Below are 17222 nucleotides of genomic sequence, written 5' to 3' on the forward strand. Positions count from 1 at the left end.
GATTACTCACCTGCCTTGATCAGCGTCGTTTCGCTCTGGGCATCAAACACATTAATCAGCTTTGGTTTTACCTTAACGAGAACCTTCGTTCCTTCTGGAATGATCGAATGATCCTCAATGTTTTGGACGACTTCAACTTTTTCACCGGATTCCAACGTCACAAAGTAATGCGTGTTAATTCCAAGAAACATCGTGTTATTAACAACACCTGCAATTGCCTGTTTATCAGGCGTAACGTAAAATTCCTGCGGTCGGATTGAGACAAGCACCTCTTGCCCATCGCGAACGTCATCACGTAAATTCGTCATCTTTTCACGATAGTGATCGTTAAAGATGATGTAATCGCCATCAGTTGTCTTCTCGACAACAGCCTTCACCACATTAGACGTTCCAATGAACTGAGATACGAATACGTTGTTTGGACGTAAATAAATGTTTTCCGGCTTCCCGATTTGCTGAATCACCCCTTTATTCATGACCGCAATTCGATCGGAAATCGCAAGTGCCTCTTCTTGATCATGCGTTACATAGACCGTTGTAATGCCCACTTCTTGTTGAATGTCTTTAATTGCGTTTCGCATCTCCACTCGAAGCTTGGCATCTAAGTTGGATAAGGGCTCATCCATTAACAATACTTTTGGATTAATGACTAGCGCTCTCGCTAGCGCTACACGCTGCTGTTGTCCACCTGATAATTTGTCTGGCTTCTTGGAATGGTGATCTTCAATTCGAACGACTTTCATAATGTGATCAATTTTCTTCTTCATTTCTTTTTTGTCATCTTTATTCACTTTCAATCCAAAAGCAATGTTATCCGCGACCGTCATATGAGGAAAAATTGCGTAGTTTTGAAACACCATCCCCATTTTTCGTTTGTTCGTCGGGATGTCGTTTATTGTTTGCTCATCGAGCTTAATTGCTCCACCTTCAATTGAATTAAAGCCAATAATCATCCGCAGCAAAGTAGTTTTCCCACAACCAGAAGGTCCGAGCAGCGTAAACAATTCACCTGGTTTAATGTGTAATGATAGCCCATCAATGACCGTATGATCCTCATATTTCTTTACTACTTTATCAATATTAATTGCAACGCTCATGTTTTCTCCCCCTTAGCTGAATAAAGAAGCATGCAGTGTACTGGATAGACTCTGCATGCCTCTGTTTATTAGTCCATCGAACGCTCAAGCACGTCTACATAACGTGATGTGATTTCATCCGTATTTTCAATAATGTAGTCCTCGTCATACTCTTCAAACAGCTTAATTTCTGATTGTGGCGTCATATAATCTGCAACTTCAACCCCTTCACGTAGCGGTCGCACAGTTAATTCCATCCCGGTTCGACTTTGAACTTCTTCTGAAAGCACATAATCAATGAACTTCTGGGCGTTCTCTAGATTATCCGTCCCCTTGATGATTTGAATAGATTGCCCAGGATAGACAACTCCTTCTTCTGGGAATACCACATCAACAGCTGCGCCACTTACGATGTAATGGATAACAGGGTCTTCCCATGTCAGACCAACCGCGTACTCACCATCAGCGACACCGCGGTGTACTTGACCGGAGCTACCTTGTACTTTGCCATCAAGATTTTCCATGAAGGCTTCTACGAATTCCCACGCCTCATCAGCTAACGGATCGCCATCACCTGCCGCATACAGCATAGCTACAAGCGATTGAAAGGCCGAACTTGAGTTGACTGGATCACCAAACGCAATCCGCCCTTTTAATTCTGGATTCAACAAATCTTGAAAGCTTTCGACTTGAACATCCCCAATCAAATCCGTATTAACAATAAAAACAGTCGGATCAGAAAACGCTGGCGTAATAAATCCTGTAGTATTTTTGAAGCCCTCCATCATAAATTCATCTTCCGGCGAGACATACTCTTCAAACAAATCTGTTTTATCATGAAGCATGGTAATATCAGCTGCCCACAAAATGTCACCTTGTGGATTATTTCGCTCTGATTCTACCCGTGTAACCACTTCCCCAGTTCCTGCTGAAATGGTTTGAACTTTAATACCTGTTTCTTCCTCAAACTTAGGAATAACGGCATCGTTTAAATTTTCACTTCGGGTTGTATAGACAACTAACGTGTCGTCTGAGCCAGATTCACTGCCGCACCCTGTTGCCACAATCGCTGTTCCAAGTAAAACCCCCATATATTTAAGCGCTTTCATAATAACCCCTCCTTGTTCTATAGCTTTATCGTAAAGCCAATTCTGCTTTTACGTAATCCTAAAATTATTAAAATGTATCCGAAATCGTATAAGAAAAACGCGATGTTTGCTCTATTTATAAAAAAAGGACTGGCTTTAGGAGGAAATTCCTCTAGAGCGTCAGTTCGATAAATTTCTACGTGGAATTATTCCCCTGGAAATAATTCCACGTTTTCTGTCGTTATTTAATGACGCCTCTGTACCAACTAGCCTCATTTATATGTAGAATTGAGCACCACTCACAGTGAATTTAGCTCCTTCTACCCTCTTTATGATGAAAGACAGGTTAAAACCAGCTATCGTTTGATTAACAACATGTATAGGAGGCGGTTAGCATGGCTGCAGCTAAACAGAACACTCATTCAAAGTGGCGAGGCGTATTCATTCCTTTAGGAATCCTTATTCTCTCTCAGCTCATCTTTTATTTGTTTGAAGATACATGGCTACTGAACCCTGGGTATAGTCCTGGTTCAGTTGGAGGACGCCTTATTGAATCAAGGCTTTTCACAGAATGGATCACCATTTATCAGACGCCAATGTTAAATTTCTCAACAGCAATCATCGTTGTTGTCTGTTTATGCACAGCATTATCAACGCTATTAAGGAAAACTAATCGTTAGTAAACGGAAAGGAGTTAATGATGACAGCTATTTTAGAACTTCAAAACGTCTGTAAACAATATGAGGGTTCGTCCTTTAAACTAAACGAGGTATCCTTTACGATTCCCAATGGATCAATTGTCGGCTTTATTGGCTCAAACGGGGCGGGAAAAACAACAACAATGGGGACAATCATTGGCACATTAAAAAAAGACTCTGGTACCATTCATGTTTTCGGAGAAGAATTTTTACAACAACCCGCACTAAAAGAAGAGATTGGTGTCGTGTTTGATAACATGACCTTTTCAAACAACTTAAACACAATCCAACTAGGGAAAGTGATGCGACTCCTTTATAAAAGCTGGGATCAAGAAATGTATCGGCATTACCTCAAGTTATTTTCCCTACCAGCCAAAGAAAAAATAAAAGGGTTCTCTAGAGGAATGTCAATGAAATTGTCCTTGGCAGTTGCCTTGTCCCATGATGCAAAGCTGTTTATCTTAGACGAAGCAACAGCAGGCCTTGATCCAGCTGGTCGAGCTGAAATACTCGAGGTATGCGTGGCAATTGTTAAAGAAAAAAAGCGCGGGATTTTAATGTCATCGCATATTACGAGCGATATTGAAAAGATAGCAGACAAACTCATCTTTATTAAAGATGGTGAAATTGTCTTGAACGTGATGAAAGAAACGCTGCTACAGAAACATGGCATTTTTTCCTGCACGAGAAATGATTTTGAGCAGCTAAACAAGGCAAACATCGTTGCTTATTTTGAAAGAGACGATTTAATTGACGTGCTTGTATCAACAACTGATGGTCTTCCTGCTACCTTCACCAAACAACCATTTTCGATTGACGATGTATCACTCATTTTAATGAGAGGAGTGGTTGTATGAAGGGGCTTCTACTGAACCATGTATTTATTACAGAAAAAACGATCAGAAACTATGGTTTACTAGCGATTGTTATTGTTGTAGCGCTTTATCTCTCAGGTCACTCACTTGCATTAAGAGGAGCAGGCTTCGTTCCTTTCCTCTTTCTTATTCAACCTGCATTCGAAGTATTAAAACATGATGCGCTATCAGGTTGGCATAAATTCGTCATCACGCTTCCTATTAAGCGGGCTACTTATGTTCAAAGCCACTACCTTCTTTGCCTGATTCTAATTGGAAGTGCTGCCATTATTTCTCTAGGCTTATTTCTCCTTGCTCAGCTTTTGATTGACTTTGACACGATCCTTACTTTTTATCTCTTTTTCTTCAGAGGAATGGGCATCGTTTTAATCATAGCTGCGCTTGTTTATCCCTTAACGTTCAAACTGGGAATTGAAAAATCTGACTCAATCGTCATCATTAGCAGTATTAGTTCGGTTGGACTCTTCTTCGCAAGCTCAATCGTATTTTCTTTATTTACATCGAGCTCAAGCGATTCTGTTGATTTGATCTTCTCGCTTTTCTTTCTGATCATTTCCTGCATTCTCTTTTTACTTTCATGCTTGATTTCAAGCAATATTTTTAATCAAAAAGAGTATTAAAAAAAAGGTGCGGAGATTCCGCACCTTTTTTTAATTACCCTGGAAATTCGATTAAGCCCGTTTGTTTCAACAGTGCTTTACTCATAGCTAACCTGACCGTCTTCAGTGGGTTAACAACTTGGCAAATGCTTAAATCTCCACTCGCACTTAGAAGCATTGTTGCTTCATTAAACGTTAGGGGAGTCCGTTCTGTTAGGATATTTGCCCATTCTTTTACCGCTCGCTCCGTAGCTTCTTCAATTGTTAATGCTGATGAAATCACTTCAATCTCCTGTTCGTTTTCTAACCACGGCATAGTCGATTTCTTCTTCAGTACTGTAAGCGTAACTGATACCGTCGCATCAATTTCAACACCGGTTACACATACTTCTCCGTCCCCCATTGTTGCGTGTACATCACCTAAGGCAAACAGCGCTCCTTTAACAGCAACTGGAAAATAAGCCGTTGCCCCTTCTGTCATATGCGTGTTGTCCATGTTTCCGCCATGATCTCCCGGCGTCCCACATGAGATAGGCTCGCCGCTAGGTGCTACTCCTATCACGCCAATCATCTTCCTTAATGGTAGAATGATGTTCTTTGAAAAATGAACGCCATGTTCATCCACTTTCATTCGCTTGTATGAGAACGTCTCAACTTGCTGACCAAGCACACCTAAACCTGGGGCCACAGCCATAACGCCCTCTTCTTCTAATTCAATCTTATGAATGTCTACTTTCAGCGTGTCTCCAGGTTCTGCGCTTTCAATGTAAATCGGTCCCGTCGCTGGATTGACGCGCGCCATATTTATTTCATTAAAGGTTGAATGTTCGTCTTTTAATTGATTTGAAAACGCATCGAGCGTCTCCACTTTCACCGTTCTTCCACTCTCCACCTTAACTGTTGCAGCTGCCTGTTGTGAGAACTGGTACAGATGCATTTCTTTACTTACGAACATTTGCTTACACCTCTTCTTCAAGTTGTTTCATTAATCAAACAACACTATTCAAAAGAATGCAATAAAAAACAATTCTTTAGTTATTCTATCAGTTGATTAGAGAACATATATTCGCATATAATACGGAATAACATCATGGAGGTATTCAAATGAGGCACACACATCCCTTTTCTATGCACGATCATGAGGCAGAGGAACGACTTCAAGAAGCACTGAATACATCACGAATTTACATCTATACGTATTATACAGATCGGTTATTGAGAAAAGAGCTCAACATCTTTGAATCTTATGCTGATTCTCTCGTTAAATTTCCACATGTATACGCAGTGGCCATTCGCGACGGACTAAAGCGCCTTACGATTGATTTGAACGATATTAAACAATATATGGAACAGCTTCACCTAACCATTAATGAGCGAGCCACACAACGAACGCAACAAACCATTTCACATACGATGAGGCTGGAACAAACAGAAAAACGAGTTCATTTTCGCAAAGAAACTTTAAATAAAGAAGTAAAAGCAAGGATGTGTATGTACGTTTTTCCGTTAAAGCGATGATTCGTCCGACAATTATCGGCAAAAACCGAAATGATTTGCATCGATTAACTGTTAAATTAGATCCTTTTTTGTCGTATAAAAAGATAAATACCTAATTAATGTAAAATAATCGTATCTTTTGTATTGAACTTTTAATCCTAATTACTGTTGCATTTTTGAAATCACGAGCCTTATAATAGACCTATTGTGAAAAGGATAAAGTCGGTTGCTATTGAAAATACAAGGTCTTTATACCTAGCAACCTATTGGAGGCATTCAAGTAATGAAGGAAGCACTCATTCCTGTTGTAAGAAACGCTTTTATGAGGCCAAGGATTGTTGCGTTCATTCCAGCGCATAATGAGGAAAAATCAATTAGAGATTGTTTAGAAGGATTAGCAGACCAAGATCTGCCACCAAGCATCGAACTAGATATCATCGTAATTGCTGACAATTGTCATGATCGCACCGCAGAAGTTGCCATGTGCTCTGGCCAAGAATTGCATTTAAATGTAATGGTCATTAAAACAGAGAACAACAAACAACGAAAAGTAGGTGCATTAAACGCTGCATGGAAAAGTTTGTATGGTGATTTACTAGACATTTACGATCAAGAATTGAGCCCCTACCAAGAGATTTATAACAAATCGGTAAAAGCAATCTTAGGAATGGATGCGGATAGCAGGCTTGCTCCAGGTGCGCTAAAGCATTTATGGGATGGGTTGATGAGTGCGCGTAACATTGGTGGCGTCATGGCAAAGTACACAATGCGAATGCCGAGAAAAATGAGCGAGCTTTCCCCTGACGATCCCCACTACGAAGTGAAATTGGAAAGTGGAAACTATGGCAGTCAAATAACACGCTGGTGGACGCATCAACAAAAGCAAGACATGACGAGTTGGCTCTTGGCATTGCAGTACAAAGGCGGTAGCACCTACGTATTAGGTGGGCAAGGAACACTCTTTCGTCCGGCTGCTCTGCACGATATTGTCCAGCGAAACAACTTAGATGGCCCTTGGCAAGATGATAGTGACGTTGAGGATATGTTGTTAACATGGCAGCTTCAAAAAGCAAAATGGAAAACGTTAATAAGCCCAACAGCTCGCTGCTATGTAGATGCCATGAGATCTTATCACACGTTTCGACAGCAGCGGATTAAGTGGGCATCTGGCACTTTAGACTTAATGACAAATCAAGAGCTCGGTTTGCGTACACCTCATCGACTGAAACTTTGGCGATCAGAATGTAGAAAATTACTTGACCTAACCATCCGCATCATGCTTATCACCCTTCTTACAATCGCTTTAGTAACAGACCAATTTTCATGGAACTGGCTTTGGATTATCCCGATTGCCGTTGCCGTTATCTTAAACCTTGTTCTTGCTTTAAAAACACCGATGCGAAGGCCCATTGACGTGGTGATGTCTTCTACTTTAATTAGTTCCGAGATTTATTTATGGGCTAACCTCATCACATTCTTACAAGTCTGGCTCGATAAACTTTCGCAGAATCGAAAAGACGGGTGGCAAAATCAATACAGTGCCGAACAAGGCAAAACAAAAAGCAGATTAGTTGAGGGAGTCATTTTGATCACTTTGCTCATTGCTGCAGCAGTAGGATTTGCAATCTATAACCGTTCTTTTTTCACAAGTACTTCTGTAAAAATGACCGTCTCACCTTTTTTAGAAATTGGCTGGATTCTGCTCACTTATTTAACCATTCTAGCCACATGTATTATGATCCATCAGCTATGGACTTTACGCCGGAATTACAAAGCATAAATTTCCTGTTTTAATTGTTAAAAAAATCTGTTTTCAGCCGATATACTCTGTACATACTAGTTGTCAACCTTTTTTATTGCACTGATGTTGGGAAAATAGATTATTACTAGTGAGGTCATATGATGAAGAATGAATGCTTTATTGCACAATGGGGTACATTTCTATGATTGGCGCTATCCCGAGTCTTCCTGTTTCTAATTTAAAATCAAGTGTCCAGTTTTATACCAATCGATTAGGCTTCCAGCTCATTCAATCAAATCAAACGTCGGTCTCGCTCCAAAATGGCGAAGTTGATTTATTTTTAATCGAAAAAAAGGAAATTCCGATTATGTACTGCGGTTTTTACGTCAACAATTTAAAAGATCATCTCCCAGAAGTCGTCAGTATAAAAGAGTTAAGTGATATTGGGAAACTCTCGATTAATAAACAAGGTGGTCTTTATTTTAAAATGAGAGATCCAGATGGCAACATCATTGAAATTATTGAACAAATTAGCTAAAAAGAACTGAGGTAAAAGCAATTCCAAAAACCGCTCTAATCCAAAAAAACGCGGAAGGATTTCCAATCATCCTTCCGCATTTATTTTAGTAAAGCCTTTCTAGCCATCTACACGAATGGTAAACTGCAGATCATCTGTTAACGCGTCGGATTGAGCCGTTTCACTTGGTCCCTCGATGCTCAATTCAATTTCATTTAGCCCTTCCACCGACTCAACCGGGTAAAGCAGTGTCGTTTGCTTCGACTCATTTGCGGCAAACGAGTGATCTGTTTCGTCACTAAGGACTACATTTGGCACCTCTACTTCTTCTCCTGTGTTTGTCTTCAAGCTTGTGTGCCCAAATGAGAAATGAACATCATCATCAGACTGATTTTCTACAGTTAACTGTAGCTGCACATAGTGAATGTTCTCTTCACCGGTGAACGCTGAGATTAACCCATCTAACTGAGCTGCACCTAGCTCCACTTGTTCCACATTAACAACCATTGAACCGACTTCCTGCGTCTCAATTTCATCCACTCGCTTCAACGCTTCAAACGTCCCTTCTTCTTTTTCCACAACTTCAATTACTTCAAGAGGCTCCGTTTCAACAACTTCTTCTGCTGTTTCGTTTGGCTCGTCTCCTTGATTTTCCGAGGCACCCTCATCATTGCTACATGCTCCAAGAAAGACACCAATCACTAATCCGCTCATCATTAACTGCTTTTTCATCGTTCACGTACCTCCATCATTAAACATAGTTCAGATGGTACCACAGCCGTTTACAGACTGAAAAGCAATACGGACAATTTCCACGTTCTTTGAGCATTCGTAAAGGAATTGTAATAGTCTTCCTTTACTCTTACCTCTGTTACTCAGACTTCATTAATATACCGAGCTCCTCGAAATCACCTGGCGCAACAAAAATTACTTCCTCTCCACCCAGCTCTGCGATAAAGTAGTGGTCATACGTTTTCACAGAATAGATGGCGGTGCCTTCCTCAAGTACATTCGACTCTAATTCTGTTTTAGGCGTTTGATTGATTCTCGTTTTGTTTGTAACTTCCCCTATTTTTTCTTCAATCTCCAGCGTCCCGTTATTTGTATAGAGCCCTTGGTACGTTTTACGTTCAATTACGACAAACGGTTGGTAATCGGTTTCTGCATCGTGCAGATCAGTTGCAGGTGCAGCTTCAGTACAACCAGCTAAATAAACGATTAGAAGTACGACACACCATTTTTTCATCCAATTATTTCCTCCCTACTTTTCTGTACCCACTACCTTCTTAAGGACGATGCAGAAGAACACAAATCAGTCAAAATCCACGCACTTCCAATGAAGAAACATTAAAACAAATAAAAAACCACCGACCCCTTGCCAATTTAAACTTTATCTGTTATGATTAGGATTGCTTATTTTTGTTCGGTGCAAAGGATAGTATGAGTATCTTCGTCTTGAGTTTCGCTTTGAGCAAGGATAGTAATACATTGTGCGATTACGCACTAGGAGGCAACAATCATGGAAACAGGTACAGTAAAATGGTTTAACGCAGAAAAAGGATTCGGTTTCATCGAGCGCGAAGGTAACGACGATGTATTCGTTCACTTCTCAGCGATCCAAGGCGAAGGCTTCAAAACGTTAGAAGAAGGTCAAACAGTTTCTTTCGATATCGAAGACGGCGCTCGTGGACCACAAGCTGCTAACGTAACTAAAGGTTAATAGCTTTTTAAAAACAGACTTTCCAAGGAAAGTCTGTTTTTTTTATTTCTCTTCTATTCCTCGTATTTCCTTTATCATTCTTTCTAAAAAAGCAGCTGCTTGCGCTCTTTCCCCTAATTCAGCTTCAATCCAGTCCATTTCACCTTCGAGCAATTTTACCACTTCGATCGCTGCTACGCGATGATTCGTAGGCGTCGCATTCATCATACTTTTTTTGACTAAGGTCATAACGGCAGCTGGTAGTTTCGTTTGAACGACCTTTAAACCAAGCTGTGCCCGATCAGGCTGATAGCGCTGCATCAATACTTTTGCGAAATGATCATAGACATGTCTCAGCAAATCAACCGCCCAAACGTCATTCCCTCGCTGCTGCGCTTTGTTGTATTTAAATAAGAACCACGCCGTATCGTACGCATGGTCGCTAAACTCACTTTCTGTTAAGTTCAGGCTTTGACTAGCTTCAAACCGCTGTAATTTATTATTTGGATCATAAACAACCTTAAAAAAATCTTTTTCTGTAAATGTCTGTTCCGTTACAGTAAATAAATCGATATGTAATAAGTTATCAAATACAGCGATGATTTGAGGAGCAATAATAAAGTAATCTTCGTAAAATAAAATTGAGCGATACGTTTCTAAAAATGTAAGGCGGTCATTTAGAAATGAATCGAGCTGTAGTTCATCAACAAGAACGTACAAATCAACGTCAGAGTATGCATCATGTTCATCACGCCCCATTGATCCTTTTAAAAAAATGGCCTGAACACGCTCATCTTTTTTTAAATGAGCAGAAATGATCTCAACTGCCTCTTCCTGTATGCTCATACGCTTTTTCCTCCTAACATCTCGTTTTCCAATGAGCAGGGGCAACTAAATGATCTGGCAAGCGCGTGCGCTCATTCCCTATTGCTGCATTTATTTGCGGTTGGGTTAAAAACAAGGCTTCGGATAAATCTGCATCATTAAGTTGTGCGTCCCTTAAATCAGCTCCAATTAAATCAGCTCCGCGCAGGTCAGCCTCACGTAAATCAGCGGCTATGAGCAAAGCGCTGCGAAAGTCCCTGCCTTGTAAATTCCGCCCTTTCAAATTCGCCCCTAAATAATCCGACCGCTTTTTTGTTTTCTTTTGAGAACGATACGAGCGACGATAGAGACTGCTAGATTGAATAAACAACGGCTTTATCTTAATCCGCTGTTGTGCTAAATCAATCTGACGGATGTCCTGCGGCGTTTGTTGCGTAAGCGTTGTTAGTTCTTGAACAGCTTGTTGAAGCTGCAAATGAATCGCTTCTGTTTCCGTTAACTTTAGTGCTTCGTTTAAATAGGCCAGCATCTCATGAAGTTGTTGCACAATCGGAAAGGTAGCAAACATCTCTTGTTTAATTGCCAGGCTGCTGTCTCTCCAATTCTTTCCTTCAAACAGAACTTGCGTCACGTACTGGCCTGCACCAAAACACTCATAGGATACACACCCTTTAAATCCGTTTTCGCGTAGTGAGTTATGGATCGCACAGGCGAAATTAGTTTTCAAGTGGTGACAAGGCGTACCAGCATCTTTATCCACGGGGAAATCTGCGGACTTCGCGTAGGGCAAGGCAACACAGCATAGACCCACACATTGACTGCAATTAGATGCTAACTCTCTATTCATATAGCTCCTCCTCTTTCACTAATGAAGCCAAAAAAAGCCTCACGTCTTTGCGACTCTTTAAAACAATAATTGTTTTTTCATGAGCGTAGTTTCTTAGACGATTCAGAATAACGGGTCTATGCTTTGTCGGGTAAGACCAGACCCATTTTAGAAAACCTAGATCAAGTCTTTCTTCGCAACCTTCCGCCATATCAGGTCTCGTTCTATTACGGTACTGCCAGTTTCTTTTTAACACTCGGTATAGACAAACCACTCTTGGCAAATCGATAAAAATAATGGTGTCGGCTTGTTCTAAGCGGAGATCCATCGTTCCATTGTAATTGCCGTCCATTATCCATCGCTCTTCTGCCATAAGCGATTGTTGAGTCAGGCGTTGTTCTTCCTTATTCGTTGGTACCCAGCCTGGATTCCAGAACAGCTGATCCAAATGCCAAACTTGAAGCTTTCGTTTCTCGCCAATCTGACGAGCCAATGTCGATTTACCTGAACCGCCAGAGCCAATTAAAACAACTCGATTCATACTTTGAGACATCTTCTTTAGCCTCCTAAAAAGAACCTACTCTAATGACCTAATTCTACTTTATCATTGGATAATAGATTGATCACTCTTTTTCAAAAATATAAAAAATCTCTGCATAGAGGCTCTTCATTTACTTTTCGACATCGAGCACAAAAACATCACTCACTTGTTCTTGATACCCTTTCGAATAGACCCCAACCACGATCGTTCCTCCTCCAACATATTCCATTCATGCAAAATTACCTGTATAAGCGTCTCTTCTATCAACTATTTTCATAAGAAAAAAGCTACTCATTAAGTAATGAGTAACTCCGGTTAACTCTTTATCCAGAAATACGATTGAGCAGCTCACTGTTCTGCGCTGCCGTACCGCGGTAATTCGCAATGCCGTACTGTTTAGCTAGACGTTCCCGATTGGCGTAGGAAGAATCAATTCCCACACGATTTAGATAGGAAACAATGCCTTCTCCTTGTCTCGCCGGTGGTCTTGTTCCCGGTACGGTTGACCCACCGCTCCGCAGCAGGTTTAATAGTTGCGTATTTTGCGCTGATGTCCCGCTATAGTTGCGTATGCCATTTTGACTAGCAAGCCGAGCGCGATTTGTATAGCTTGAATCAACACCTATGCTGTTCAAATACGTCACGATGCTCGTTGTATTCTGGTTTCCACGCGGCGGATTAGGCGCTTGTCCTCTTTGTAGCAGTTCAAGTAATCGAGTATTCTGCGCCGCTGTTCCGGTATAGTTTGTGATGCCATATTGGGCTGCTAAACGGGCACGGTTCGCATACGATGAATCAAGTCCTTGCGCATTCATCCAGCTGACAATACTTCCTCCACTCGCAGGTGGGGTTGGGGTTGGCGCTGGTCCCCTCTGTAATAATTCAAGCAAGCGCGTATTCTGCGCCGCTGTTCCGGTATAGTTTGTGATGCCATACTGCGCTGCTAAACGAGCACGGTTCGCATACGATGAATCGAGTCCTTGCGCATTCATCCAGCTGACAATACTTCCTCCACTCGCAGGTGGGGTTGGTGTCGGAGCCGGTGAATTTGGTGACTCTTCAACTGGCAGCTGTCCACTTTGCAACAACTGCAATAAGCGAGTATTCTGTTCAGCCGTTCCTCGATAGTCAGCAATTCCGTACTGCGCAGCCAGCCTCGCCCGGTTCGCATACGACGAATCAAGTCCTTGCCCGTTCATCCAGCTGACGATGCTGCCCTCAGTTACAGGTGGTAGCGGAGTCGGTGCTGGTTCATTCGGTAATTCAACAGGTGCTTCTGCTTCATTAGCAGGTATTAGGCGTCGAAATGCTTCAATTCCACCGGTATTAATGATGTTTGCCGGACAGCGTTTCCCACTCCAGCGCTGGTGCGCTACAACGTTCTCAATTGAAATGCTGAATTGATCCATTAGTTGCCGAACCAAGATCGCTGCATTCTGTTTTGCCTTTTCAAAATCACCATCGCGGTTTACACATATTTCAATTCCGATAGACTGACGGTTTCCCGTGCCGTTTCGACCATCACCTGCATGCCAACCATTTTCATTAAGTGGCAAATGTTGATAAATCGTCGTTCCACTATCGACTGTAAAATGCCAGCTTGCAGCAGTTGTTGGGTTCTTTACATAGCGCGCGTGCATTTCTGCATTCGCTCCAAGACTGGTATTCGCCGTTTCATGAATGGTGATGAAGGTTGGCGTGAGTGCATGACGAGGGCGATTACCGTTAGATACTGGTATTAAGTCTTGAATAATATTCATTTTATCCTCCTCCCATATTCCTAGTTTATTCAAGTCCCTAATAAAAGAGATCGGCAAACGCTGATTATTAACAAATCTGTGCAGATGAACTAGAAAGACAACAAAAGCATCTAAGAAGGAGCTGATTACTCGCGCTTCTTAGATGCTTTTTTTATTTCATTTACGCTTAATATTTGTTTGACTGTCCGCCATCGATTGGAATGACTGCTGCATTAATAAAGTTTGATTCATCAGATAACAGAAACGCCACCAGATGCCCCACTTCTTCTGGCTTTCCGAAACGCTTCATTGGATTTGCTTTGACAAACTCTTCTCCTGTCGCTTCCCAATCGTCTCCACCCATTTGTTTAAGAGACCCTTCAACCATTGCCGTTAAAATTGCTCCTGGCGCAATCGCATTGATGCTGATGCCATACTGCCCATATTCAATCCCTGAGTTTTTGGTCAAGCCAACGACTCCATGTTTACTGGCTGCATATCCTGATTGATTTCCAACTCCACGAATCCCGCCAACTGAGGCAGTATTAACAATCGAGCCTGAGCCCTGTTCTTTCATAACCTCTAGCACATATTTCATGCCAAAGAAGACGCCATTCAAGTTAATATCGACTACTTTACGAAACTCATCAATACCATAGTTCTGCGTTTCATTTTGCTTTCCTTCAATCCCAGCATTGTTAAAGAAACCATCAATCTTACCAAACTGCTGTTTTGTTTCCTGCACAAATGATTTCACAGCCTCTTCATCGGAAACATCTGCTGTTAATGTGAGGATCTTTACATCCGGTACCTCTTTTTTTATTTCGTTCGCTACTTTCTCCAGCGATTCTTCATTTAGATCAACTAAGGAAAGCGTAGCTCCTTCTTTTGCTAATTGCATTGCGGCGGCATGTCCTAATCCAGATCCTCCACCTGTTAGTAGGATCACTTTCTCTTCAAAACGTTTTTTCATGATGAGGCCTCTTTTCCTTAGAATAATTTAGCTATACCCTATTCTGAAGCTTTTATCACGCTTTACGTTATACTAAGGATAGATTTAAGGAAAGAAGGGGAACAGATGGATGTCAGATTAACGGATTACACCGATCTCTGGGCGCATTCGTTTACTGAAGAGGCGAAGCGGTTGCAAAGCTTATTCGGCGACGAACTAATAAGAATTGAGCATTTTGGCAGCACAGCTGTTCCTGGTTCAAAAGCAAAGCCCGTTGTTGATATGATTGTTCTTGTGCAAGACATCAATCGAATTGATCTTTTGAATGACACGATGAAATTCCATGGATATGATATTGCAGGTGAATGGGGCATTCCCGGACGACGTCTCTTTCGCAAAGGCTGGGACAAACGGAGCCACCACATCCACGTGTATCAATCGGACCATCCTGAAGTTGACAGACATCTACTTGTTAGGGATTTTTTAAGGGCTCATCCAAAAGAAGTTGATGCTTATAACCAACTGAAGGTAGGTTTGGTAGCGCTTTATCCCCAAACAAAAGAATACAGCAAAGCCAAAAAGCCTTATGTGCAGGCGCTCGAAAGACGAGCTCTTATTTGGGCAAAAGATCACTCCAAATAAACACAGGGAGGGGAAGGGCGTGGACGTTCAATTACTGGAACAAGACATGTGTCGTATTTTAAGACATACAGCACCAACCTATCCGATTCGCGTTGATTCAGCAGGTTTTTGTAAACTCGAACACTTAGTTGTTCTCTTGAAAAATTCAAGCCCAACTGAACGGTTGACCTTAACTGCAGCAGATATTATTCATCATTTCCGCCACAATCGCCGCTATGAGATAAACAGTCGTTTTATTCGTGCTCGTTATGGCCATTCATTTATCAAAATAAACTACGAGCCCTCTCATCCGCCAGCTTGTTTATACCACGGAACAAGCTTGTCCACGAGGCCACATTTAGTAGAAAATGGCATTCTTCCAATGGGCCGGGCGTACGTCTATCTTGCTGAACAAGCTGAAGTGGCTCGATCATTTGCGAAAGGACCTCAAGAGGAGAAGGTTGTGCTGACAATAAATACAGAGCGAGCGCTATTTGAGAAAGCGTCATTTTTTAACATTAAGGATGGGATTTGGCTTTGCGCGATAATCAAACCCGATTGGCTTAGCTGCAGCGATCATTTTTTATAACCATTCCACTCTTTTCGCTTATACGTCGTTTTCTTTACCAGTTTAGTCAATAGAATTAAGCAGATTAAGAAGGAACCACTTAGATACAACCCTGGCCGTCCTGTCGCTTCAAGGGCAATTCCAGCGATCGCAGCAAGCATCAACACGATCCCAAAACCGTTTACTACATGGCGTAGAATAGAATGCTTCAGCAATTTTTCATTCGAGATAATCATTCCAATCCAGTTTACTAAAATTAAAATTCCAGCCGCCGTTGTAATGTATTCAAATAATTGGTCAGGTAGGAGCAACGCAGCTACGATTACAGCAATTAAACCGCAGATCGCTAAAGTAAGTGAAGCAAGCGGCAGCTGATGATAGTTTATTCGTTTTTGAAAAAATGCTGGCGCATGCTTATTTTTTGCCAAACTGACTAACAGCGTCGTGACCCCGAATAAAGATGCGGTCATTGCAGAAAAGCCTGCTACAATAATTGCCCCGTTAAATACGTGAGGAAAGAAAGCAAGTGAATAACTAGTTAAGGCTGTAACAAATGGACTTTCTTGTTCATTAAACGATTGGTACGACGTCATGCTGACAGCAAGCCCAAGTGAAACCATGTACAATATTGTTATTCCAACAAGCATGATTGTTCCTGCCTTAGGTGCATCGGCTTTATTCTTTAACTGAATGGCCATTAAGCCAATGACCTCTATCCCACCAAAGGCATAGAACGCATAAATAAGTGACCCCCATAAGCCGGTTAACCCATTCGGAAAAAACGCCGTACCTGTTTGTGGCAAGCTCGGTTCCTGCCCTGCTCCTTCCAACAGATGAAATACAGCTAACAAGCCCAACACAATAAACATTAAAATCGCAGCTACTTTAATAAGTGATAATACGTTTTCAACACGATCAAAACCACTTGTTCCCATCAATACAACGAAAATCGCCAGAATTGAATAGACACAAGCAAATAACCAAAGCGGCACATCTTCAAACCAGAATTGAGATAAGAGGGAAAGGGCCGTTAACTGACTGCCAATAATGAATAGATTTGTCATCCAATAATTCCAGCCCGAAGCAAAACCGGCCTTTACCCCGAACGCTTTTTCTGCATAGTAACTAAACGAGCCTTCTTGAGGGTCGTTTACCGTCATTTGCGCAAGCGCTAAAAATACGATATATGTACCTACTGCAGCTAAAAGAAACGCCAGTAGCACAGATGGTCCGGCAAGCTTAATGCCAATGCTTGAACCGAGAAAATAACCTGTTCCAATCGTGCAGCCTATTCCTAACAAGGACAGCTGCCACCACGCTAATCCCTTCGCTTTCGCTGTTTCTTTTTTCATACACATCC

Annotated in this window: 20 protein-coding genes; 9 read left to right on the forward strand and 11 right to left on the reverse strand. The window is 41.6% G+C overall.

The annotated features are described in order from the left end of the window. Window positions 1-2: 2 nt before the first annotated feature. Window positions 3-1097, reverse strand: coding sequence for an ABC transporter ATP-binding protein (locus JOC54_RS10035; protein ID WP_204466083.1), 1095 nt, complete (start codon window positions 1095-1097; stop codon window positions 3-5). Window positions 1098-1165: 68 nt separating this feature from the next. After that, the gene (locus JOC54_RS10040; protein ID WP_035440410.1) at window positions 1166-2185 is read right to left on the reverse strand and encodes an extracellular solute-binding protein; all 1020 of its coding nucleotides are present in this window, start codon (window positions 2183-2185) and stop codon (window positions 1166-1168) included. Window positions 2186-2559: 374 nt separating this feature from the next. On the opposite strand from JOC54_RS10040, the gene JOC54_RS10045 reads away from it, so the two are divergent. From JOC54_RS10045 to JOC54_RS10055, 3 genes are read left to right on the forward strand one after another with little or no spacing between them, the layout of a single operon-like run. Beyond that, window positions 2560-2844: a YfzA family protein gene (locus JOC54_RS10045; protein ID WP_204466085.1), complete on the forward strand. Its 285-nt coding sequence runs from the start codon at window positions 2560-2562 to the stop codon at window positions 2842-2844. 20 nt (window positions 2845-2864) lie between these two features. Beyond that, on the forward strand, window positions 2865-3719 hold the full coding sequence (locus JOC54_RS10050; RefSeq protein WP_204466087.1) for an ATP-binding cassette domain-containing protein: 855 nt from the start codon (window positions 2865-2867) through the stop codon (window positions 3717-3719). Next, a complete protein-coding gene (locus JOC54_RS10055; protein WP_204466089.1) occupies window positions 3716-4357 on the forward strand; it encodes an ABC-2 transporter permease in 642 nt (213 codons plus the stop codon). The genes JOC54_RS10050 and JOC54_RS10055 overlap by 4 nt, the downstream gene beginning before the upstream one ends. 34 nt (window positions 4358-4391) lie before the next feature. Here JOC54_RS10055 and JOC54_RS10060 read toward each other — a convergent pair whose 3' ends face one another. Next, window positions 4392-5291 carry an acetamidase/formamidase family protein gene (locus tag JOC54_RS10060; RefSeq protein WP_204466091.1) on the reverse strand — a complete coding sequence of 300 codons (900 nt, stop codon included), beginning with the start codon at window positions 5289-5291 and terminating at the stop codon, window positions 4392-4394. A gap of 149 nt (window positions 5292-5440) precedes the next feature. Between JOC54_RS10060 and JOC54_RS10065 the strand changes: the two genes are divergently transcribed. The 3 genes from JOC54_RS10065 (at window position 5441) to JOC54_RS10075 (ending at window position 8112) form a co-directional block, all read left to right on the forward strand. After that, window positions 5441-5854, forward strand: coding sequence for a YhjD family protein (locus JOC54_RS10065; RefSeq protein WP_148297853.1), 414 nt, complete (start codon window positions 5441-5443; stop codon window positions 5852-5854). A gap of 262 nt (window positions 5855-6116) precedes the next feature. Further along, window positions 6117-7613 carry a glycosyltransferase family 2 protein gene (locus tag JOC54_RS10070; RefSeq protein WP_239586662.1) on the forward strand — a complete coding sequence of 499 codons (1497 nt, stop codon included), beginning with the start codon at window positions 6117-6119 and terminating at the stop codon, window positions 7611-7613. A 163-nt stretch (window positions 7614-7776) separates the two neighbouring features. Continuing rightward, on the forward strand, window positions 7777-8112 hold the full coding sequence (locus JOC54_RS10075) for a VOC family protein (protein ID WP_035418251.1): 336 nt from the start codon (window positions 7777-7779) through the stop codon (window positions 8110-8112). A 99-nt stretch (window positions 8113-8211) separates the two neighbouring features. Here the strand turns inward: JOC54_RS10075 and JOC54_RS10080 are convergent, their stop codons facing one another. Together JOC54_RS10080 and JOC54_RS10085 are read right to left on the reverse strand one after the other, a co-directional pair. Further along, complete coding sequence (locus JOC54_RS10080) at window positions 8212-8823, reverse strand: hypothetical protein (protein ID WP_035440412.1); 612 nt, start codon at window positions 8821-8823, stop codon at window positions 8212-8214. 139 nt (window positions 8824-8962) lie between these two features. Further along, complete coding sequence (locus tag JOC54_RS10085) at window positions 8963-9337, reverse strand: hypothetical protein (protein ID WP_035418253.1); 375 nt, start codon at window positions 9335-9337, stop codon at window positions 8963-8965. Window positions 9338-9610: 273 nt separating this feature from the next. Here JOC54_RS10085 and JOC54_RS10090 point away from each other — a divergent pair, with 273 nt between their 5' ends. Next, window positions 9611-9811, forward strand: a complete 201-nt coding sequence (locus JOC54_RS10090) for a cold-shock protein (RefSeq protein ID WP_035418254.1) — start codon at window positions 9611-9613, stop codon at window positions 9809-9811. Window positions 9812-9853: 42 nt separating this feature from the next. Here JOC54_RS10090 and JOC54_RS10095 read toward each other — a convergent pair whose 3' ends face one another. From JOC54_RS10095 to JOC54_RS10115, 5 genes are all read right to left on the reverse strand, one after another. Then, window positions 9854-10636 (reverse strand): nucleotidyltransferase domain-containing protein, encoded by a 783-nt coding sequence (locus JOC54_RS10095; RefSeq protein WP_204466093.1) that lies wholly within the window; start codon window positions 10634-10636, stop codon window positions 9854-9856. A gap of 13 nt (window positions 10637-10649) precedes the next feature. Beyond that, on the reverse strand, window positions 10650-11462 hold the full coding sequence (locus JOC54_RS10100) for a pentapeptide repeat-containing protein (RefSeq protein WP_204466095.1): 813 nt from the start codon (window positions 11460-11462) through the stop codon (window positions 10650-10652). After that, entirely contained in the window at window positions 11455-11982 is a 528-nt protein-coding gene (locus JOC54_RS10105) for a DNA topology modulation protein (RefSeq protein WP_204466266.1), read from the reverse strand. The genes JOC54_RS10100 and JOC54_RS10105 overlap by 8 nt, the downstream gene beginning before the upstream one ends. A 323-nt stretch (window positions 11983-12305) precedes the next feature. Further along, window positions 12306-13742, reverse strand: coding sequence for an N-acetylmuramoyl-L-alanine amidase (locus tag JOC54_RS23505; protein ID WP_204466097.1), 1437 nt, complete (start codon window positions 13740-13742; stop codon window positions 12306-12308). Between the two features lie 166 nt (window positions 13743-13908). Further along, window positions 13909-14694 (reverse strand): glucose 1-dehydrogenase, encoded by a 786-nt coding sequence (locus JOC54_RS10115; protein ID WP_035421690.1) that lies wholly within the window; start codon window positions 14692-14694, stop codon window positions 13909-13911. Between the two features lie 105 nt (window positions 14695-14799). Between JOC54_RS10115 and JOC54_RS10120 the strand changes: the two genes are divergently transcribed. Both JOC54_RS10120 and JOC54_RS10125 read left to right on the forward strand, forming a co-directional pair. Beyond that, a complete protein-coding gene (locus JOC54_RS10120) occupies window positions 14800-15315 on the forward strand; it encodes a GrpB family protein (RefSeq protein ID WP_204466099.1) in 516 nt (171 codons plus the stop codon). Between the two features lie 19 nt (window positions 15316-15334). After that, a complete protein-coding gene (locus JOC54_RS10125) occupies window positions 15335-15883 on the forward strand; it encodes an RNA 2'-phosphotransferase (protein ID WP_204466101.1) in 549 nt (182 codons plus the stop codon). On the opposite strand, the gene JOC54_RS10130 is transcribed toward JOC54_RS10125, so the two are convergent. Next, a complete protein-coding gene (locus JOC54_RS10130; protein WP_437183531.1) occupies window positions 15871-17214 on the reverse strand; it encodes an amino acid permease in 1344 nt (447 codons plus the stop codon). The genes JOC54_RS10125 and JOC54_RS10130 overlap by 13 nt on opposite strands. Window positions 17215-17222 lie beyond the last annotated feature (8 nt).

Source organism: Shouchella xiaoxiensis (genome assembly GCF_016907895.1).
Taxonomy (GTDB): domain Bacteria; phylum Bacillota; class Bacilli; order Bacillales; family Bacillaceae_D; genus Shouchella; species Shouchella xiaoxiensis.